The organism is Hirschia baltica ATCC 49814, from assembly GCF_000023785.1.
GTDB lineage: Bacteria > Pseudomonadota > Alphaproteobacteria > Caulobacterales > Hyphomonadaceae > Hirschia > Hirschia baltica.
This window is the reverse complement of sequence record NC_012982.1, coordinates 2,131,421-2,150,798: the sequence shown is the minus strand read 5'-3', so window position 1 is coordinate 2,150,798 and position 19,378 is coordinate 2,131,421. Positions and strand designations below refer to the sequence as shown.

The window sequence follows — 19,378 nt, the reverse complement described above, 5'->3', positions numbered from 1 at the left end:
TCCATGCGGGATGACACATTCTAATCTTCCTATTCTCTATACTTTTCGACGTTGTCCCTATGCTATGCGGGGGCGTATGGCTTTGCATGTTTGCGGGCAGGCGTTTGAATGGCGCGAAATTTTGTTGCGCGATAAGCCTGCCGCTATGCTGGAAGCCAGCGATAAAGGCACAGTGCCAACCTTAGTGTTGGGCGAAGATAAAGTCATAGATGAAAGCCTAGATGTTATGCTGTGGGCGTTGAGTATAAACGACCCTGAAGGTTGGCTGCCGATTAATGCCATGGACCGCGCTGTCACCTATGATTTGATTGAGCGCAATGATGGTCCATTCAAAGCGCATCTGGACCGTTATAAATACGCCTATCGCTATGATGATGTTGACGGGATTGAGCATCGCACAGCGGGATTTGAAACAATACTGGATCTGGAAAGCAGATTAAAGAATCAAGCCTATCTAGCTGGTGATATTATGGGGCTGGCTGATTATGCGATTTTTCCGTTTATCCGTCAGTTTCGTATTGCGGATATGGAATGGTTTGATGCGCAGGATATACCGCATGTGCATAAATGGCTGCAAGCGGCGATGGCGTCTGAAATTTTCGAGGCAATTATGGTCAAGCGTGCGCCCTGGAAAGAGGGCGACACGCCGATTATTTATCCAGTTGAGCGCTAAAGCTCAGCACGTATTTCTGTCGCGATTGTTTCTAATTCACCCATGTCAGCCATTGTTCCGGCGGCATGTGTACCGATGGATTTGCCTTCTCTACGCGGAATGATGTGAAAGTGGAGATGATAAACGGTTTGGCCGGCAGCTTCACCGTTGAACTGCGTTAGTATAATGCCATCAGGGGCGAGTGCACGCTCCACCGCTTGCGCCACTTTCTGGACGCGCTCCATATAAGGGCCAAGCTTTTCTTGAGGCATTTCAAGGAAGTTGCGGGCAGTGACGCCTTTAGGAATGACAAGCGTGTGGCCGTCTGCTTGTGGGAAGGCATCCATAAAAGCAAGCGCGACATCATCTTCATATACTTTTACCGACGGGATTTCTCCGCGCAGTATTTTGGCAAAGATATTGTCATTATCGTAAGTTCCGTGAAGGCTCATGGTATTTTCCTTTAATCTTCGCTTTTTCGAAATGGTGTTCTTTGGCCTAGATATTCAATATCAGATTCAACTTGTTCGCGTTCATGGGTTAGATATTGAGCGATAGCATCTGAAAAGCTTTCATTGGCGATCCAGTGCGCTGAATATGTGGGGCTTGGTGAATAACCGCGTGCGAGCTTGTGGCCACCTTGTGCGCCGGCTTCAACCCGTTTCAAGCCGTGGGCGATGGCAAAGTCGATGGCTTGATAATAGCAGGTTTCAAAATGCAAACAGGGACGTTGTTCGGAACATCCCCAATAGCGACCATAGAGTGTGTCGGAGCCGATCATATTGAGCGCACCAGCAATGGGGCGATTGTCTTCAGTGTCGCGTGCGAAAACAAGCAATATCTTGTCGCTCATGCGCTGACCTAGAAGGGTGAAAAAATCACGGTTGAGATAGGGGCTGCCCCATTTGCGCGCGCCGGTATCGGTATAATAATCATAGAAGATATCCCAATGCTCGGCGGTGATTTGATCTCCGGTTAGGTGCTCGTAAATAATCCCATCTTGGGCTTGAGCGCGTTCCTTTTTTAGATTTTTGCGTTTGCGCGATGCGAGTACATTTAGGAAGTCGTCAAAATTATTATAGTTGTCATTTTCCCAGTGAAATTGTTGGTCGGTGCGTTGAAGCAAGCTTTGCGCACCTAATTCTTCGTATTCTAGGGCATCAATAAAGTTTATATGCAGTGATGAGAGATTGTTGTCGGACGTCATTTTGACCGCTGTTTGCAGCAATGCATCTTTGACGAGGGTGGCATTGGGGCTGGGAATGCAAAGGCGTCTTCGTCCAGTTACGGGGGTAAAGGGAACGCCTATCAATAATTTTGGATAATAGCGCCCACCAGCACGCTCTAAGGCATCCGCCCATGAATGATCAAAGACAAACTCACCTTGAGAATGTGATTTGAGATACATCGGGCATGCGCCTATCAGCTGGTCATCCTGATCTTTGGCGAGGATGTGGTAAGGGGCCCAGCCTGTTTGTGGTGAAACGCAGCCGGTTTCTTCTAAGGCTTGTAGAAAATCCCAATCGAGAAAAGGATCATAACTTTCACCCTCAGGGTTTGCGATCTTATTCCAGTCGTCTCTATCAACTTCGGAAAGCGCATTTATAATCGAGATTGAAAGCGTGAATTCATCTTTATCCATGAAGCTTTATGTGGAGATGAAACCACGTCCTTTCAATAAAAAATTTGGGTCAATTGCAAACTTTAGTGTTTATTCAAATTCAATTATCGCATCGACTTCAACAGCGACACCCAGAGGCAAAACCGGACAGGCCACAGCTGAACGCGCGTGACGCCCTTTTTCGCCAAATGCTTCGACCATAATGTCTGAACATCCATTGATGACTTGAGGAATGTCTACGAAATCTGGTGAAGCGTTGACAAAGCCACCAAGCTTTACGATGCGCTCAACGCGACTTAGGGATTGAAGCGCTGCTTTCATTTGTGTGATTAGATTTATACCGCACAAACGCGCAGCTGCCTGTCCGGCTTCTAAATCCATGTTTTCACCTAAGCGACCTTTGACGAGACCGTTTGCATCCATAGAAATTTGGCCTGAGATAAATAGCTGGTTTCCAGAAATGACATAGGGAACATAGTTAGCTACGGCAGCGTTTGGTTCGCCGAGTGTAATCCCTAAGCGTTCAAGGCGTGCTTCTGGTGTTGGCATATTTGTCTCCAAGGCAACATATAATTGTCGAAACTGTTGTATTTAACGGATGACAGATACAAGATTTTTTTCAAGATCGACGATAGAAAATGTCTAAGTTAATGTCTCGTTAGCTTAGATTTTTATAAAGTTGTGTTTAATCAGGTGAGATTCGGGTGAATCAGGAATTGAAGACGAAATAGAGGTAAATATAAGCCTGAAGCTGAATGTTTGTTAATTGACTGAATGTTCATGGGTTTTGTGCATAGATAACTTGCATAAAAGTCTTTTTTATCTTGAGCCGTAAAAGGGTGTTTAACCCTATTGGACGAAAATACGGGTTGAGAGTGGGGAATCGCATACGCGGTTTCGCGAGGAGTAGCGACAGATATGGCTGAAACTGCATCGAAAAAAGTCCTCGTCGTCGAGGACAATGAGCTGAACATGAAATTGTTCTGCGATTTGTTGGGTGCGTTCGGTTTTGAGGCTGTTAAGTCTATTGACGGCTTGCGGGCTGTCGAAATGGCAAAAGAAATTCATCCAGATCTCATTATTATGGATATTCAACTTCCCGAAGTGTCCGGTTTGGACCTTGCGCGTTGGATAAAAGATGACGATGTAGTAGGCAATATTCCAATTTTGGCCGTTACAGCGTTTGCTATGCGTCAGGATGAAGAAGACGTGAAAGCTGCCGGTTGTGAAGCCTATATGACAAAACCAATTCAGATGACACCATTTATCAAAATGGTAGAAGAGCTGACCTCTACACGGGGTTCGACCCATTGAGCGCACGTGTACTTGTTGTTGATGATATAGAAGCCAACCGGAAATTATTGTGCGCTAAACTTGCGCATGAATATTTTCAGGTCACGACTGCTGTTGATGGTCTGGATGCAATTGATAAAGCGATTGCAACAGAACCTGATATTATTCTGCTTGATGTGATGATGCCGCGCATGGATGGGTTTGAGGCCTGTCGAGAGCTTAAATTTGACCCTCGCACTGAGCATATCCCTATTGTGATGGTGACGGCTCTCAATGAGCGTGAAGACCGATTAAAAGGTTTGCGCGCTGGTGCAGATGACTTTTTGACGAAGCCAATCAATGATTTGCAATTGCTTTCACGAGTGCGGGCATTGTCAAAGTATAAATTGGTTGCTGATGAACTGCGCAAGCGTGAAGCATCGGGCCGGCGTATAGGTGTGATTGATGTGACGCCAACAGGGCGCGGTGGAAATCCTGCACGTGTACTTGTTGTTGATGATAATGAGCGCCAAGCAGCGAGAATTTGTCGATATCTTGAGACTGACCACAAACCCATGACGCTCGCCAATGCTGGCGCTAAACCGGGCGGTGTGGGTGCGGGCGCAGCGACTGTTGATATTATGGTGTTGTCTCTTGGTGGTGAAAAATATGATGGGCTAAAATTATGTGCCTATCTAAGAAATCTGGAAGCCACGCGTGATTTGCCCATCTTGGCGATAGTTGGTGCCGAAGATGAGGCGTTAGCTGTTCGAGCGCTGGATCTTGGAGCATCTGATATTTTGGTGCGGCCTATTGATCCTGAAGAACTGCTCGCGCGGGTCAAGACGCAGGTGAGTAAGAAGCGATATATTGATTCTCTACGTGCGCGTCTGGATCAGTCTATGGAGTTGGCGGTCACTGATCAGCTAACCGGATTGCATAACCGTCGATATATGGAAAACCAGCTAGAACAGTTTATGAAACGCGCCAATATGGGCGGCGGTCCGGTGTCTATTTTGCTGTGTGACTTGGATCACTTCAAAAAAGTGAATGATGGTCATGGTCACGATGTCGGCGATGAAGTGTTGCGACAATTTTCTGATAGATTGATGCACAATATCCGACCAAGCGATATCGCATGTCGTTATGGCGGTGAAGAATTCATGGTCATCATGCCAGATACGACGATCCAAATGGCACAGCTTACCGCTGAACGTATCCGTGAAAAAGTGGATGGGGCGCCGTTTAGTATCAATAACGGATTGGGCCGTTTGGATGTGACAATGTCGGGTGGTGCATCCGTGACCTTCCCGCCTGATGATAGCGTTGCTCAGCTGATAAAGCGTGCGGATGAAGCTTTGTATAATGCCAAAGAAAATGGACGTAACCGAATCGTCTGTAATTTTGACGGCTTTTAAAACCCGCTGAAACCGCGCTTTGGATTAGTTGGAATTGAAGCATAAAAAAAGGGCTCGGTATTTACCGAGCCCTTTTTTGTTTTGTTCGAAAATAAAATCTTACTTGATTTTACCTTCTTTGAATTCAACGTGTTTACGGATGACTGGGTCGTACTTTTTCAAGACGAGTTTTTCAGTCAAGTTACGCGGGTTTTTCTTTGTTACGTAGAAAAAACCAGTGTCCGCAGTCGAATTCAAGCGAATTTTCACAGTGGTAGGTTTAGCCATTGATCTCTTGCTCTGGTCGAGGCGCGGTTACTCGCGCGTGAAACGGAAAGCGTGCTTAAATCAGTTAGCCCTCGCTTCGTCAAGACCTCTTTCTCAATTGTCTTCATTAGATTGAAAATAAATAGGTAATAACATGCTGGCTTGGCAAATAGTGGAGGTTTTAGGTTCAATTCAGTGAGAATCACATGGGTTTTGAGAGGAGCTGAGTCGTTCAAGATGATTTTTATTCTCCTCCCAGTATGTGAAGAAGGGCGCGTGAGGTATTTCGGGTGTTGTGATCCGCTTGTGAGCTTCTTGGATGGTGAAACGCGTAATGCTGGGAAGATCAAGGTCAGCGATTTGTTCAAAAGTGAACCATTGTAAATCTAGCAATTCATGGCTATCTGCTGGACGTTTTAAGTGGGCCAGAACGACTTCTGATCTAGCTAGAAAGAAACGTGCATCAAAACGTTTAGCGCGATAGGGCGGTGTGATTGCGCGGCCGATAAATTGGATGTTTTTCAGGCTGGGGCGGACAGAATGTCCAAGATAAGCTTTCCAGCTTTCATCTTCTATTGATGATGTGTCGACGGGATGGGCGACATTCTCACCAATAACCAAACCAGTCTCTTCAAAAGTCTCTCGAATGGCTGAAAGAACAAGGCCTGTTGGGGAGGTTTTACTTTTCTGATTTAACAGGGACTGGCAAGTTGGATTGAGCTGATCAAGAGGGGGAATCAATAGATCACACGGGTCCATTCTGCCGCCGGGGAAGACGTATTTATTGGGCATGAAATCATGTCCGCTGGCGCGTTGCCCCATAAGGATACGCGGCTGTGGCCCATCGCTACGAACAAGTATCATTGTTGCGGCGTCGCGCGGCATGACCGGATTGTCCGCGCGGCTTAAATCAGGAGGTGCGTCGTCAAACTGCCCTGGTTTGAAAGTTTTTTCTGTTATGACGACGCTCCTGTCAGCTTGATCTTATTTCTTCTTGCCAGAACGTGACCCATTGGACCGCGCAGATCTATTTGAAGGGCGTTTTTTGCTGCCCTTATTGCCGCGTGGTGGATGGTTTCGACCACGACGCTCACGCTTGGGCTTTACCAGATCTTCGCGTGCCTCACGTGGCTCAGACAGCATTTCAAATAGCAATCCACCTGTAAGCGGCGTTGCTTCCTCAAGCTTTACGAGTACAGGCATGCCCATTTCATAGCGTTTTTCAGAGCCTTCAGCCACAAGAGCAGCATTGTGCTCATCATACAGCCAGTATTCATCAGAGAGACGGGCTGCCGGTATGAAGCCATCAGCACCGCTATCATCGAGCTTCACAAACATACCAGCCTTGGTGACGCCTGCGATACGGCCTTGAAATTCAGCGCCAACTTTTTCAGACATGAAGGCCACTAAATAGCGGTCTGTTGCATCACGCTCGGCTGCCATAGAGCGGCGCTCTGTGGTGGTCAGGTGTTCTGCGATTTCTTCAAGGCGTTTGGACTCAACATCTGATAATCCATCTGGACCAAGGCTGAGCGCCCGAATGAGCGCGCGGTGCACGATGAGATCGGAATACCGACGAATAGGAGATGTGAAGTGCGCATATTTCGCGAGATTGAGTCCGAAATGGCCAAAATTCTCAGGTGCGTATCTCGCTTGAGATTGTGATCTCAACACCATTTCCGAAACAAGGTGCTCGTGTTCTGTGCGTCTTGCTTGTGCAAGTAGGTCGTTAAAGCGTTCTGCTGTTTTTTTCGCGCCGCGTGCCCATTTCATGCCAATGGTTGGCAAGAAGAAACCAAGGGCGAGAATTTTCTCGTCTGAGGGTTCATCATGCACACGATAGATCAGCGGTGAATTTGCTTTTTCTAAGCTTTCCGCCGCACACACATTGGCTTGGATCATAAACTCTTCGATGAGTTTATGAGCGTCAAAGCGGTCTTTGGTGAATACGCCAAGCACTGTGCCGTCTTTATCAAGTGTGACGCGGCGCTCGGGTAGGTCTAGCTCCAATGGTTGGCGACGTGTGCGGGCTTTGCCGACACATTCATAAGCTGCCCATAAAGGCTTAAGGACGGTTTCAAGAAGAGGGCCGGCCTTATCGTCAGGTTTGCCATCAATAGCGGCTTGAGCTTGTTCATAGGAAAGTTTGGCTGCTGAACGCATTGTACCGCGAATAAAGCGGTGGCCAATTTTGTTACCATTTGCAGAAAAACGCATTTCAACCGCGAAAGTTTCGCGCAATTCGTTTTCCTTCAGAGAACATTGTTCTGCTGAAAGAGCTTCTGGAAGCATTGGCGCAACACGGTCTGGGAAATAGGTCGAGTTTCCGCGTTTATAGGCTTCATCATCCAATGCTGTACCGTGTTGTACATAGGCAGCAACATCTGCAATAGCGACATAAACGATCCAGCCGCCATTATTGCCTTCATCTTCATCTGGACGTGCAAAAACAGCATCATCATGATCGCGTGCATCTGCTGGGTCGATTGTGATGAGCGGAATATCTGTAAGATCTTCACGCGCCGTTTTTTGAGCTGTCGCGTTTTCCGCTTCTGCAATGATTTCAACGGGGAATTCATCGGGCACATCATGTGTGTGCAGAGCGATGAGGGATGCTGATTTTGGGTTTTCCATACGCCCAACAATCTCAACCACTTCAGCCATTTGCGGGCCGTAAGGCTTAGATTTTTTTAGGCTGATACGAACGATGTCGCCAGTTTCTGCATCTTTGGAGAGGATCTTTTCAACCAGATACTCATTTTTGTCTTTGCGACTGGTCGGTTTGACGCGTCCGCCATGTTTATTGGCTTCAAACAAACCGATGACTGTTGAAGTCGTCGTGTTTTCGATTTTCTTGATAACTTTGGCATACCAGAGACTGTCATTAGCTTTGCCAACTTTACAGAGAGCTTTATCGCCAATTCCAAGGGATTCGCCTTTTTTGCGTCCGCCAGTGGCAACACATGTGATCTCTGGGCCGTACAAGCCATCACGGCCGACGCAGCGGCCAACTAGATCGCCATGTTCGTCTAGTTTTTCAAATTTAATGATAGATGTGGGAGGCGGGGCATCAACGCTAGAAAACTGACGTTTTCCTGTGCGAGCGATTGTGCCTTCTGTTTCAAGTTTTTTTAGAATCTGACGCAGCGCGACACGGTCGGAGCCTTGAACACCAAGACCTCGTGCAATTTCGCGTTTGTTGGATTTATCGGGATTGCGCTCTAGAAATTCAAGAACGGCTTTTTCAGTTATATTACTCATGAGGAGGCATATAACCCAAAAATGGATTTAATGCCCGTTTTTTGTTTGTTGAAATTTAAATTACAGTTTTAGGGCAAGTATTCGGGGCATCAGATTTGAATAATCTTCGCCCCGAATGTGGTGTTTTGTGGTGCTTAAGAATCGCTAGCAGGAGCCTTTTTAGCGGGAGCTTTCTTAGCCGCAGTTTTTTTCGCGGGCGCTTTTTTCTTGGCGGGTGCTTTTTTCTTTGACGCACCAGCCTTTGCATTGATCAATTCAATCGCTTTTTCCAACGTAATTGTCTCAGGTGTTAAATCCTTTGGCAAAGTTGCATTGGTTTTTTGGTGTTTAACATAGGGACCATAGCGCCCATCAAACACATTGATTGGTTCATCTGTGTCTGGGTGTTTGCCAAGTTCTTTCAGTGCTTTTGCAGCACCGCCGCGTCCACCTTTTGCATTTTTCTCTGCAATTAGTGCAACGGCGCGGTTCAGGCCAACTTCGAAAACATCCATCGGGTCTGGCAAATTGGCATAGGTTTTTTGGTGCTGAACATAAGGCCCGTACCGACCAAAATTAGCATACATCATTTCACCATCTTCCGGGTGAGGACCGATCTCACGGGGGAGGTTGATGAGCTGGATAGCTTGAGCAAGTGTCAATTCATCGGCTTTCCATCCTTTGGGGATAGAACCGCGTTTTGGCTTTTCTTTGCCGATGCCTTCGCCTAGCTGAACATATGGCCCAAAGCGACCCGTACGCAGGCTGATGTCTTTACCTGTTTCAGGGTCTTGGCCCAATAGCTTGCCATCTGGTGACACAGCGTCTTCAGCATCTGAACCATCTGTCGTGAATGGGCGTGTGTGCTTACATTCGGGATAGTTTGAACACCCGATAAAAGCGCCATTGCGGCCAAGCTTCATTGAGAGCTGACCTTCTTTACATAATGGACATAAGCGTGGGTCTTCACCTGTTGGCTCGCCAGTTTTTTCATCCAGTTTAGGCGGGAAGATTTTAGGGCCAAGTACGTCATTTAGAAGATCGAGCACGTTTGTGACGCGCAATTCCATGACTTCTGCGATTTTAAGGCTGAACTGTTTCCAAAATTCTGCGAGAAAGACTTTCCATTCCAGTTTGCCATCTGAAACAAGGTCGAGTTTTTCTTCTAGCTCGGCCGTGAAATCATATTGAACATATTGGTTGAAATAGTTCTCAAGGAAGATTGTAACCAATCGACCTTTGTCCGCAGGGACAAAGCGATTTTTGTCCATCTCCACATAATCGCGGTCACGCAAAGTGGCCAATGTTGATGCGTAGGTTGATGGGCGTCCAATGCCCAATTCTTCCATTTTCTTCACCAAAGATGCCTCGGTGAAGCGCGGAGGTGGCTGTGTGAAGCTTTGGTTGGCGTCGGCTTTTTTGAGATCAATGACATCGCCAACGCTCATGGCTGGCAGGCGTTTGGCATCCTCATCACCATTGGCATCATCCTTACCTTCTTGATAAAGGGTGAGGAAACCATCAAATTTCACAACCTGACCGGTCGCGCGTAAGATGGCTTGTCCATCTTTAGATTTTAGATCGGCTGTTGTGCGCTCAAGCTGTGCTGTTGCCATTTGAGATGCGACTGCACGTTTCCAGACAAGATCGTAGAGGCGCTGAAGGTCTGCTTCTAAACGCACTTCCGACGGGTGTTTTAAGAAATCTGTCGGACGGACGGCTTCGTGTGCTTCCTGCGCGTTTTTGGCTTTGGATGTGTAAATGCGCGGACTGGAAGGCACGTAAGGTGCACCATAACGCTCTTTAATGGCATCGCGAGCCGCGTGAATGGCTTCTTGAGCCATCTCAACACCATCAGTACGCATATATGTGATGAGACCAGCTTCGTACAATTTTTGAGCTGCGCCCATTGTGCGCGACGCGTTGAAACCGAGTTTACGCGAGGCTTCTTGTTGAAGCGTTGATGTTGTAAATGGCGGTGGCGGGTTTGATTTTACAGGTTTGGCTTCGACAGATTGAACTGTGTAGCCACCAACGCGCACGACTTCGAGAGCTTTATCGGCTGCTTCTTTATTCGGGAATGAGAATTTTTGAGTTTTCTTGCCTTCAAGTTCGTATAAGCGTGCTTCAAATTCTGTTTTTGATACAGAATCCATCAAGCCTTTAATGGTCCAGTATTCTTCTGGTTTAAAGGCTTCAATCTCGACTTCACGTTCACAAATCAAGCGCAAAGCAACCGATTGTACGCGGCCAGCAGAACGGGAGCCGGGGAGTTTGCGCCAGAGAACTGGAGACAGGTTGAACCCAACAAGGTAATCCAAGGCACGACGGGCAAGGTATGCATCTACCAATTCCTGATCGAGGCTTCTTGGGTTCTGCATGGCTTCAAGGATAGACTTTTTGGTGATCGCATTAAAAACAACGCGCTCGATTTTTTTGTCTTTCATTAGGCCGCGTTTTTTGGAAAGGACATCCAATACGTGCCATGAAATAGCTTCACCCTCTCTATCAGGGTCGGTGGCGAGTATCAGGCCATCGGCTCCCTTTAAGGCGTCGGCGATATCCTTGATACGTTTGTTGGATTTGGAATCACCTTCCCATTTCATCGCAAAATCAGCGTCTGGATCAACTGAACCATCTTTGGAAGGAAGGTCTCTGATATGCCCGTATGAGGCGAGCACGATATAGTCTTTGCCGAGATAGTTGTTGATGGTTTTTGCTTTGGCGGGAGACTCTACGACGACGACTTGCATTATATATTCTCCCGGCGAATTCGCGATATTGGGGTTGATTAAGCCAATCCACCCCGAAGCATTGAGCGGCGGAAACTGGTGGAGCTGGACATAAAAGTCAATTAAGCATTTGGTGACAATTTGCAGCATTACCCAAAAAAAATCGCTTGAATGGCGAATTTTAGGCATGTTTTTAGATGAGAAATCAGTTTTTATTCAATAACAGTACTCACATATCCACCTGCATGAGTTTGAGCAATACCATCGAGTTCCAGCTCGGTAAGAGCTGCGTTTACCTCCCTAAGTGGTGCTCTCACGACGCGCACTAATTCGTCTATATGGGTCGGCGTTGGAGAAAGCGCCATTGTTAAAGATTGGATTGTGGATAGAGAAACATCAATCATGCTGAGTGTTTCAAATGTGGGCGCTTCAGGCTCTGCCAGCATTGGAGGTATTGAATTTTCTAGCGCTGCAATCACGTCTTCTGCATTTTCGACCAGCCACGCTCCTTGTCTGAGAAGTCCATTTGAGCCACGGGTGCGCTCATCCAAGGGGGATCCGGGAATAGCTAATACTTCACGGCCTTGTTCGAGGGCAACGCGCGCTGAAATTAGGGAACCAGAACGCAAGGCTGCTTCTGCAACCAATACAGCCATTGAAAGCCCTGTAATGATCCGGTTGCGCTTGGGAAAGTCTTTAGCGGTCGCAATATAGCCTAATGGTGATTCGCTGACGATTGCGCCGCGTTCAAGAATAGCATCATAAAGTTTGGCATGTTCGGGCGGGTAGATTGCATCTACACCTCCGGCAAGGACTGCGATTGTATGACCTGTTTGTAGGGCGGCTGCGTGCGCTTCGCCGTCTATCCCACGCGCCAAGCCTGACACGATTGTGTAGCCGGATTTTGCTAATTCATGTGAAATATCACGTGTTAGTTTTCTACCTGCTGCGGACGCATTTCTAGCTCCAACAATGGCGATACCGGGTTTCAGAAAAGCTTCCATTTTACCACGCACACAAATCATTGGCGGGGGCGGGGTAAGTGCGTTTAAGGGAAGCGGGTAGTCAGCTTCATCATAGGCGATGAAGCGGGCACCTATTTTGTGCGCTTTATCTATTTCCCTCTCTATGATGGAGAGGGAAGGGAGTTTGAAATCACGATGCTTGCCGGCGCGTGTTGTGAGGTTTGGAAGCGCATCTAAAACAGCATCTATATCACCAGAGAAGCGAGACATAAGTTGCGCATATGTCATTGGTCCCACATTCGGGGTGCGCAGCAATTGTAGACGTTTGGCGCGCTCGCCATCGGACAATGTTTTGTTATTTTGATGCATCAGTCCCCCAACTGAGTTTTGAATGAAAGATTATTCTTTGGCTTTTTTCTTTTGCCCAATCTTTTCTTCACTGCCGGCTATCAAGCGTTTGATGTTCTCACGGTGTCTATAGAAAAGCAAAATTGACAATGCTGCCGTCACACCAACAGCGAACCAATCACCAATAAGAAACCATGTTATAATAGGTAAAAGTGCTGCTGTGACCAAGGCTGCGAGTGAAGAGTATCTAAAGGCAACCGCAATTGAAAGCCAGCATACAGCAAAGGCCAAGGCGACCTGCCACATAATGCCGAACAACATGCCGATAAAGGTGGCTACGCCTTTACCGCCTTTGAATTTTAACCAGACAGGGTAGCAATGGCCGATGAATGCTGCGGCACCAGCAAGCAAGCCGGCGTGAAAATCAAAAATGAAATTGAAAATTGCAGCAGCAATACCTGCTTTTCCAGCATCCAGAAGTAAGGTAGCAAGCGCTAAATCTTTACGGCCAGTCCGCAATACATTGGTGGCACCAATATTACCTGAACCAATATCTCGGATATCGCCCAGCCCAGCCATTTTTGTGATGACGAGTCCAAATGGAATTGAACCAAATAAATAGCCACCGATAATGGATAGGACAAAAGCAAGAGCAATTGGGAATTCAAGCATTAGTGTTTCCAGTGGCTGACGCCAGAGTGAGCACTCTGGCTAGATCTTAAGCTCAGGCTTATCCAGTCGATTACTATCGTGCAAGAGGTGTGAGATAAGTTGGGAGAATGCATTATTTGGAATTTGTGTCTTTCAGCGCCTCTATGAGCATTTTGGTAAATGCATCAGGTTCGTCCCGATAAACGGTGTGATCGCCCGGAAAAGTGCGTATCGTCCAACCTCTATCTTGTGCACGTATCCAAGACGGATCTTCTGCACGCGTTTGTTGCGTCATGCCTTTTGGAATAAAAGCGACATAGGATACATTCAGCATTTTTGCTTTTGGGTTATCGTATGAAACGGGCTGAGTAAGTGTATTATATGGATGTGGCACATCCTTTGGGAAACCATCTTCTGGTTTGAGCCAAGAGAAATTTACCAGCCCGTCAATGATGGCATCTTCTGTTGGCCAATTTACCCAAGCATCTTTGGCTGTCATTCCATCATCAAGAACGAATGCATCAAGAAAGATAACGTGTTTAATGCGTTCTGGTATTTCATTTATCACGCCCGTAATGACGGCACCACCATAGCTGTGACCGGTCAGGACAACATCTTGAAGGTCTTCGAAAATGATAGTGTTTACAATGTCATCTATGTGAGTTTTTAAAGTAACACTTTCACTTGCGAGGTGCATTCTTTCTCCTAGGCCGGTGAGAGTTGGCCGATAAGCCTTGTATCCTTTGGCTTCTAGTTTTTGGGCAATTGTTTTCCAATCCCATCCGCCACCTGTAGACCCATGGACGAGTACAAAAGTCTCGTTTTTTGCTTCTATTTTGGGTGAGTTATTATCGGAGGAGCATGCACAAATCAGTATAGAAAAGAGTGATAAAATCAGTTGTCGCATTTGAAGCACTCACACAGCATTAATTTGATAGTCGATCTATCGCGCCCTGCAGAATATATGCGGCGGCCATTTTGTCTATCACTTCTGCTCGTTTTGCGCGGCTGGTGTCTGCTTCGAGTAAAGTTCGTTCAACGGCTGCTGTTGATAAGCGTTCATCCCAAAAGGCAATCGGCACATCTCGTTTTTCAAGAATATTGCGAGCCAATGCGCGCACAGCTTGCACGCGTGGACCATGACTTCCATCCATATTGACGGGTAGCCCGATAACAAGGCCGACACAGACACGGTCATCATAAAGCTCAAACAGGCGGGTTAAAGCTGGAGCCAGCTTTTTTCCCTTTTTTATTGTTTCGACTGGGCTGGCAATCATGCGCAGGCCATCAGCAGCAGCGATGCCAATTGTTTTTGTGCCGGGATCAAGCCCTAGTAAAGGGCCACGCGGTGGGAGTTGATCAAGTTCTAAAATTGCCATGGGAATGCTGTAGTCAGAATGCGTCCCAAAGGATAGAGGGCAGGCGTTTTAATTGCCATTATCTGTTTCGGGTTCGGTAGCTTCAGAATCCAAATTCTTGATGGCATCTTTGTCATATTCATAAATGTTTGTTATGCGACATTTTATGGGGTGGCGCTCATTTTGGTTGGGACCAAATATACTTTCATAGGCAATAAGTGAATCACCACGCGTTAAACAACTGGAGAACTGGTCCATTGCAATAGATTGGGCATTTTTCAGGTTAAAGCACCCGCTAGCGACTTTTAAGATGTGCTGTTGGTTTACGGATGTGGATACAACAACAGTATTTCGAGTGGTTTCACCAAACCCATCAACACCTGTTCCACGGCAAACTCTTTTGACTTCCTTACCAATGCGAGGGTCGGCCGGATCAAATTCTGTGAACTGAGGTGTCGTTTTGTCAGTGCTTGTGCAAGCTGATAGCCCGAGTGTGCAAAGGATGACTGGAATCAAAGAATGGGTAATTTTCATGATAAAACTGCCTTTTTATTTGAATTTGTCCGAGTATGCGCCGCTTTTAGGGGCTAGGCCACATTATAAATACATCAAATTTTGAATCATTTCATTGTTGAGGAGCAAACACACTTGATCGAAGGCGCGACTGGTCGTACCCCTCGCTGGTGGATTTATAAATTGAAGAGGCAAGGTTGGCATGAGCGTCACCCCGGATGATGTGCGTAAAGCAGCACGTCTTTCTCGCATCAAGATCAAAGATGAGCGTGTTGAGCCTATGGCTCAGGAGTTAAACGGCATTCTAGGTTGGATCGAGCAATTAAACGAAGTTGATGTTGAAGGTATCGAGCCGATGACATCCGTTGTTGAAGTCAGCCTTCCAATGCGCGCTGATGAAGTGAATGATGGAAATAGGCAAGCTGAAGTTTTGGCAAATGCACCAAATTCAGCCGATGGTTTTTTTGTTGTGCCTAAGGTGGTGGAATAGACAATTGCTAGCGGACGGTTTTCAACTTGGTGAAGCAGATCCAACCACTGATATTGGTCGGGCGTTGATTGCCGAACTGGATGCCTATTTGCTTTCTATCTATCCTATTAGTGTATGCCATCGTACGACCCCAGAGGAAATTCTCAGCAATGGTGTGTTTTACATCGCTAAGTTGGACGAACAGGTCGTAGGCTGTGGAGCTCTGAAAGAAAACAAGCTTGGGCAATTGGAATTAAAACGTATGTTTGTACGTCCAATGGCCCGAGGAAAAGGTATTGCAAAAAAACTGCTGGCGGAATTGGAAACTCTCGCTCAAAGCAAAGGTTTTGATGCTATTTATTTAGAGACTGGACCACCGCAGAAAGAAGCTATCGCGTTGTATGAAAACGCCGGCTATTTTCGCAGAGGTCCTTTTGGAGGATATGATGATCATCCTCTGAGTATTTTTATGGAAAAACGGCTCGATAGCGTGCCGTCACAATCAAACGGGAGCGCTGCGTGAGCGATCTTACTAAACTGACACTGACTGATGCGGTAAAAGGGCTTAAAGCCAAGGATTTCTCTGCACGAGAAATTACGCAAGCTCATTTGGATGTGATAGATAAAGCCAATTCTGCAATCAATGCATATACGTTAGTGACAACGGATAAAGCGTTGGAAATGGCAGATGCATCAGATGCGAAACTTGCTAAAGGCGAGGGCGGTATTCTTGAAGGTGCACCTATCGGTGTCAAAGAATTGTTCTGTACAAAGGGTGTTCGAACAACCGCGTGTTCAGACATATTGTCTAATTTTGTGCCGACATATGAATCTACAGTGACGCAAAACCTTTGGGATGAAGGTGCGGTTATGTTGGGTAAGCTCAACATGGACCAGTTTGCCATGGGATCTTCCAATGAAACATCGTGTTTTGGGAATGTTGTGAACCCATGGCGGCGCAATGGAGAAGAGACACAATTAACGCCTGGAGGTTCATCGGGTGGTTCTGCTGCTGCGGTGGCGGCTGATATGTGTCTAGCCGCAACAGCATCTGATACGGGTGGATCTATTCGTCAACCAGCGGCCTTTACGGGGACAGTGGGTATTAAGCCGACTTATGGACGCGCAAGCCGCTATGGTATGGTGGCGTTTGCGAGTTCGCTTGATCAAGCAGGACCAATTGCGAAAAATGTTGAAGATACAGCATTGATGCTAGAAGCTATGTGTTCGGCGGATGATAAGGATTCAACGTCTCTCCACATCGAAACGCCTAAATGGACTGATAGCCTTTCTAAAGGTGTGAAGGGCATGAAAATTGGTATTCCTAAAGAATATCGTGTTGAAGGCATGTCTGATGAGATTGAAGCGCTTTGGCAGCAGGGTATTGAGTGGTTAAAAGCGGCGGGTGCCGAGATTGTTGATGTATCTCTTCCTCACACAAAATATGCTTTGCCGGCCTATTATATCGTTGCGCCAGCTGAAGCATCATCCAACCTTGCTCGCTATGATGGGATGCGTTTTGGTATTCGCAAAGAGGGTGAAAACCTTGATGATGTGTATTCAACCACGCGTGCTGAAGGATTTGGTGATGAGGTTCGCCGCCGTCTGATGATTGGTGCGTATGTGCTGTCAGCTGGGTATTACGACGCGTATTATCTGAAAGCTCAAAAAGTGCGAAAACGTATTTTGATGGATTTTCAGGAAGCCTATAAAGAATGTGATGCACTTTTAACACCGACATGTCCTTCTGCCGCATTCGGACTTGGTGAAAAATCAGCTGATCCGGTTGAGATGTATCTCAATGATATTTTCACGGTCACAGCAAATCTGGCAGGATTACCAGCCATGAGTTTGCCAGTTAGCTTGAACAGCCAAGGCTTGCCTTTGTCATTGCAAGTAATTGGTAAAGCGCTTGATGAGGAAAGCTGTTTCCGAGTGGCAAAAGTGATTGAAGATTCTGCTGAGTTTGATTCCAAAGCCAAGGCTTGGTGGAATTAATTATTATATCTGTGCCAATTCAAAAAAACGACGTGTACTGCCAAATGCATGTCGTTTTTTTTGCAGTTTGACAGATGGTGAAACGCAAAGGCGAGGCGACTCTAGTTTCTCTTGAGAGGCCGTTGAGTATTTGTCGGCAAATGTCTGGGAACCAACTATCTCTGCTATCAAATAGTGATGGTTAACAGTGAGTTGGTTCTACTTTATTGTAAATTTTTTTGTTAAAAATTAGTAATTAAGTGTTGAGGTTTTTGATGGAACCTGCTCATCTGTTTTTGCGAAGATCTTTTGGGGGGTGATTTTCCAAACTGAAAGTGGACTGCATTTTAGTATGTCATTTTCTGTACTTAAGGTTAATCTGTGTATCTGCACGGATTTGTCTGTGGCGTAAGTAGTAGAGTTTGGGAGAATAAGGTGTTGTTAGCCTCTATATCAGCTTTGTCGCTCACTTTGGGCGTATTGGTTAATGACTTGGAAGAGGGCGGAAACCAGCGTGCCAAAGCACTTCAGCTTGTGAATTCTGAGGTTTCTGTGATGTTGGACCCTTCTCAGAGCAGTGCGCCTCCAGTCTGGTATGATTGTGTTGCTCAGGTGTTTGAGAGTGGCATTTTAGAGAGAAAACTAAAACGGCTCGCACGTGATGACGCATTAGTGGATATTGAAGTTGGTGGTATTGTTCGCCGAACCGTTAATGATCTGTGTGCGGATGAACTTTACGAAAATTGAAACGCGTTTTATTATATTTGTGGAACTAATTTGAGCTCCAAGCATTGATACACAGAGCCTATCAATAAAAATATATCTGTATATTCAAGGTATATACAGATATTGCTTTAACTGAAAAAGTGTGTATACTGACCATATATTGCACTGGGTTAAGGGGTTCCATGTCCCTTAATAACAGGCTTTAAAAGGGCAATGTAAATCAACAACATTGGGATTGGTTCGCTGTAGTGAAGCATCAAAGCTTTATTGCAAGGAAGCAAAATCAAATTAAGGAGTGGATATAATGTCACTCACAACGACACATTTTGGAGTAGACTTACCTCGCATCGGTTTAGGAACACGTGGATTATCTGGGATTACCTGTAATTCAGAAGTTCGAGAGGCCTTGAAGTTAGGCTACCGTTATATTGAGACCGCACAGATTTATAACAATGAACGCCAGATTGGTGCGGCAATTAAAGATTCTGGTGTAAAACGTGACGAACTTTTCGTTTCGACAAAGGTCTGGATCAATGATTACAGACCATATGATTTATTGTGGTCTGTTCGGGAAAGCTTAGATCGCTTGCGTTTAGATCATGTGGACATGCTTATTTTGCACTGGCCAAACGAGAAATACTCACTTCACCGCACAATTGATGCGATGAATGAGGCGAAGGAGTTAGGGCTTACAAATCATCTTGGTGTAGCCAACTTCACAGCATCTCAGTTCCAAGCCGTGTCAGAATATTCTGAAAGTCCAATTTTGTGCAATGAGATCGAGTACCATCCTTTGATCAATCAAAGCCGGGTGATCGATGCGACACACAAAACTGGAGCAGCCGTTGTAGCTTATGGTCCAACAGCTGATGGCGAAGCTTTGAACCATTATGAGATTACGCGCATTGCGCTTGATCACGGTAAGTCTAAATCGCAGATCATTATGCGTTGGATGATGCAGCAGGAAGGTATTATCGCTTTACCGCGTGCGACCCGTCGCTCATCACTTGCTGAATGCATTGATGTCTTTGATTTTGAGTTGTCGGCAGAAGAAATGTCTATGATAGACAAGCTGCGCGCAAACAATCGCAGACTGTTTGATCCTACCTTTGCACCGCAATGGGATGATGTTGCATAGGTGAAAATGAAACTTTTCGTCAATCGATGTGTATCTTACTAAAGAAAACATC

The 19,378-nt window shown here is 46.2% G+C and carries 20 protein-coding genes; 8 read left to right on the top strand and 12 right to left on the bottom strand.

The genetic code is table 11. The features are described 5' to 3' along the window. The first annotated feature begins 10 nt into the window (after positions 1 to 10). A complete protein-coding gene (locus HBAL_RS10020) occupies positions 11 to 673 on the top strand; it encodes a glutathione S-transferase (protein ID WP_015827831.1) in 663 nt (220 codons plus the stop codon). Here HBAL_RS10020 and HBAL_RS10015 read toward each other — a convergent pair. From HBAL_RS10015 to HBAL_RS10005, 3 genes are all read right to left on the bottom strand, one after another. After that, on the bottom strand, positions 670 to 1,104 hold the full coding sequence (locus HBAL_RS10015) for an HIT family protein (protein WP_015827830.1): 435 nt from the start codon (positions 1,102 to 1,104) through the stop codon (positions 670 to 672). The genes HBAL_RS10020 and HBAL_RS10015 overlap by 4 nt on opposite strands. Before the next feature lie 11 nt (positions 1,105 to 1,115). Next, on the bottom strand, positions 1,116 to 2,294 hold the full coding sequence (locus HBAL_RS10010) for a GNAT family N-acetyltransferase (protein WP_015827829.1): 1,179 nt from the start codon (positions 2,292 to 2,294) through the stop codon (positions 1,116 to 1,118). 69 nt (positions 2,295 to 2,363) lie between these two features. Beyond that, positions 2,364 to 2,822 (bottom strand): RidA family protein, encoded by a 459-nt coding sequence (locus HBAL_RS10005; RefSeq protein ID WP_015827828.1) that lies wholly within the window; start codon positions 2,820 to 2,822, stop codon positions 2,364 to 2,366. A gap of 369 nt (positions 2,823 to 3,191) precedes the next feature. Here HBAL_RS10005 and HBAL_RS10000 point away from each other — a divergent pair, with 369 nt between their 5' ends. Both HBAL_RS10000 and HBAL_RS09995 read left to right on the top strand, forming a co-directional pair. Continuing rightward, on the top strand, positions 3,192 to 3,587 hold the full coding sequence (locus tag HBAL_RS10000; RefSeq protein ID WP_015827827.1) for a response regulator: 396 nt from the start codon (positions 3,192 to 3,194) through the stop codon (positions 3,585 to 3,587). Further along, positions 3,584 to 4,963 carry a PleD family two-component system response regulator gene (locus HBAL_RS09995; RefSeq protein ID WP_015827826.1) on the top strand — a complete coding sequence of 460 codons (1,380 nt, stop codon included), beginning with the start codon at positions 3,584 to 3,586 and terminating at the stop codon, positions 4,961 to 4,963. Before HBAL_RS10000 ends, HBAL_RS09995 begins: the two co-directional genes overlap by 4 nt. Before the next feature lie 99 nt (positions 4,964 to 5,062). On the opposite strand, the gene rpmG is transcribed toward HBAL_RS09995, so the two are convergent. The 9 genes from rpmG to HBAL_RS09950 form a co-directional block, all read right to left on the bottom strand. Beyond that, positions 5,063 to 5,230: a 50S ribosomal protein L33 gene (gene rpmG, locus HBAL_RS09990; protein WP_015827825.1), complete on the bottom strand. Its 168-nt coding sequence runs from the start codon at positions 5,228 to 5,230 to the stop codon at positions 5,063 to 5,065. A 171-nt stretch (positions 5,231 to 5,401) separates the two neighbouring features. Continuing rightward, positions 5,402 to 6,094, bottom strand: a complete 693-nt coding sequence (locus HBAL_RS09985; RefSeq protein ID WP_015827824.1) for an NUDIX hydrolase — start codon at positions 6,092 to 6,094, stop codon at positions 5,402 to 5,404. A 99-nt stretch (positions 6,095 to 6,193) separates the two neighbouring features. Then, entirely contained in the window at positions 6,194 to 8,470 is a 2,277-nt protein-coding gene (rnr, locus tag HBAL_RS09980; RefSeq protein ID WP_015827823.1) for a ribonuclease R, read from the bottom strand. A gap of 134 nt (positions 8,471 to 8,604) precedes the next feature. Beyond that, positions 8,605 to 11,202, bottom strand: coding sequence for a type I DNA topoisomerase (gene topA / locus HBAL_RS09975; protein WP_015827822.1), 2,598 nt, complete (start codon positions 11,200 to 11,202; stop codon positions 8,605 to 8,607). A 191-nt stretch (positions 11,203 to 11,393) separates the two neighbouring features. Continuing rightward, positions 11,394 to 12,515, bottom strand: a complete 1,122-nt coding sequence (gene dprA, locus HBAL_RS09970; RefSeq protein WP_015827821.1) for a DNA-processing protein DprA — start codon at positions 12,513 to 12,515, stop codon at positions 11,394 to 11,396. Between the two features lie 30 nt (positions 12,516 to 12,545). Then, a complete protein-coding gene (gene plsY, locus HBAL_RS09965) occupies positions 12,546 to 13,166 on the bottom strand; it encodes a glycerol-3-phosphate 1-O-acyltransferase PlsY (protein ID WP_015827820.1) in 621 nt (206 codons plus the stop codon). A 112-nt stretch (positions 13,167 to 13,278) separates the two neighbouring features. After that, the gene (locus tag HBAL_RS09960; RefSeq protein WP_015827819.1) at positions 13,279 to 14,052 is read right to left on the bottom strand and encodes an alpha/beta fold hydrolase; all 774 of its coding nucleotides are present in this window, start codon (positions 14,050 to 14,052) and stop codon (positions 13,279 to 13,281) included. Between the two features lie 19 nt (positions 14,053 to 14,071). Next, positions 14,072 to 14,524: a Holliday junction resolvase RuvX gene (ruvX, locus tag HBAL_RS09955; protein ID WP_015827818.1), complete on the bottom strand. Its 453-nt coding sequence runs from the start codon at positions 14,522 to 14,524 to the stop codon at positions 14,072 to 14,074. A 48-nt stretch (positions 14,525 to 14,572) separates the two neighbouring features. Then, on the bottom strand, positions 14,573 to 15,037 hold the full coding sequence (locus tag HBAL_RS09950) for a DUF6491 family protein (RefSeq protein WP_015827817.1): 465 nt from the start codon (positions 15,035 to 15,037) through the stop codon (positions 14,573 to 14,575). Between the two features lie 181 nt (positions 15,038 to 15,218). Here HBAL_RS09950 and gatC point away from each other — a divergent pair, with 181 nt between their 5' ends. The 5 genes from gatC (at position 15,219) to HBAL_RS09925 (ending at position 19,326) form a co-directional block, all read left to right on the top strand. Further along, positions 15,219 to 15,506: an Asp-tRNA(Asn)/Glu-tRNA(Gln) amidotransferase subunit GatC gene (gene gatC, locus HBAL_RS09945; protein ID WP_015827816.1), complete on the top strand. Its 288-nt coding sequence runs from the start codon at positions 15,219 to 15,221 to the stop codon at positions 15,504 to 15,506. Between the two features lie 4 nt (positions 15,507 to 15,510). Beyond that, positions 15,511 to 16,008, top strand: coding sequence for a GNAT family N-acetyltransferase (locus HBAL_RS09940; RefSeq protein ID WP_015827815.1), 498 nt, complete (start codon positions 15,511 to 15,513; stop codon positions 16,006 to 16,008). Beyond that, a complete protein-coding gene (gatA, locus tag HBAL_RS09935) occupies positions 16,005 to 17,483 on the top strand; it encodes an Asp-tRNA(Asn)/Glu-tRNA(Gln) amidotransferase subunit GatA (protein WP_015827814.1) in 1,479 nt (492 codons plus the stop codon). The genes HBAL_RS09940 and gatA overlap by 4 nt, the downstream gene beginning before the upstream one ends. 414 nt (positions 17,484 to 17,897) lie before the next feature. After that, on the top strand, positions 17,898 to 18,209 hold the full coding sequence (locus HBAL_RS09930; RefSeq protein ID WP_015827813.1) for a hypothetical protein: 312 nt from the start codon (positions 17,898 to 17,900) through the stop codon (positions 18,207 to 18,209). A gap of 283 nt (positions 18,210 to 18,492) precedes the next feature. Continuing rightward, a complete protein-coding gene (locus HBAL_RS09925) occupies positions 18,493 to 19,326 on the top strand; it encodes an aldo/keto reductase (RefSeq protein ID WP_015827812.1) in 834 nt (277 codons plus the stop codon). Positions 19,327 to 19,378: the final 52 nt, after the last annotated feature.

Coding starts and splice junctions, on each gene's coding strand:
- HBAL_RS09985 (WP_015827824.1), bottom strand. CDS start 6,094: ATGCCGCGCGACGCCGCAACAATGATACTTGTTCGTAGCGATGGGCCA.
- HBAL_RS09950 (WP_015827817.1), bottom strand. CDS start 15,037: ATGAAAATTACCCATTCTTTGATTCCAGTCATCCTTTGCACACTCGGG.
- HBAL_RS10015 (WP_015827830.1), bottom strand. CDS start 1,104: ATGAGCCTTCACGGAACTTACGATAATGACAATATCTTTGCCAAAATA.
- HBAL_RS10000 (WP_015827827.1), top strand. CDS start 3,192: ATGGCTGAAACTGCATCGAAAAAAGTCCTCGTCGTCGAGGACAATGAG.
- HBAL_RS09960 (WP_015827819.1), bottom strand. CDS start 14,052: ATGCGACAACTGATTTTATCACTCTTTTCTATACTGATTTGTGCATGC.
- plsY (WP_015827820.1), bottom strand. CDS start 13,166: ATGCTTGAATTCCCAATTGCTCTTGCTTTTGTCCTATCCATTATCGGT.
- rpmG (WP_015827825.1), bottom strand. CDS start 5,230: ATGGCTAAACCTACCACTGTGAAAATTCGCTTGAATTCGACTGCGGAC.
- HBAL_RS10005 (WP_015827828.1), bottom strand. CDS start 2,822: ATGCCAACACCAGAAGCACGCCTTGAACGCTTAGGGATTACACTCGGC.
- HBAL_RS09925 (WP_015827812.1), top strand. CDS start 18,493: ATGTCACTCACAACGACACATTTTGGAGTAGACTTACCTCGCATCGGT.
- topA (WP_015827822.1), bottom strand. CDS start 11,202: ATGCAAGTCGTCGTCGTAGAGTCTCCCGCCAAAGCAAAAACCATCAAC.
- ruvX (WP_015827818.1), bottom strand. CDS start 14,524: ATGGCAATTTTAGAACTTGATCAACTCCCACCGCGTGGCCCTTTACTA.
- HBAL_RS10010 (WP_015827829.1), bottom strand. CDS start 2,294: ATGGATAAAGATGAATTCACGCTTTCAATCTCGATTATAAATGCGCTT.
- rnr (WP_015827823.1), bottom strand. CDS start 8,470: ATGAGTAATATAACTGAAAAAGCCGTTCTTGAATTTCTAGAGCGCAAT.
- HBAL_RS10020 (WP_015827831.1), top strand. CDS start 11: ATGACACATTCTAATCTTCCTATTCTCTATACTTTTCGACGTTGTCCC.
- dprA (WP_015827821.1), bottom strand. CDS start 12,515: ATGCATCAAAATAACAAAACATTGTCCGATGGCGAGCGCGCCAAACGT.
- gatC (WP_015827816.1), top strand. CDS start 15,219: ATGAGCGTCACCCCGGATGATGTGCGTAAAGCAGCACGTCTTTCTCGC.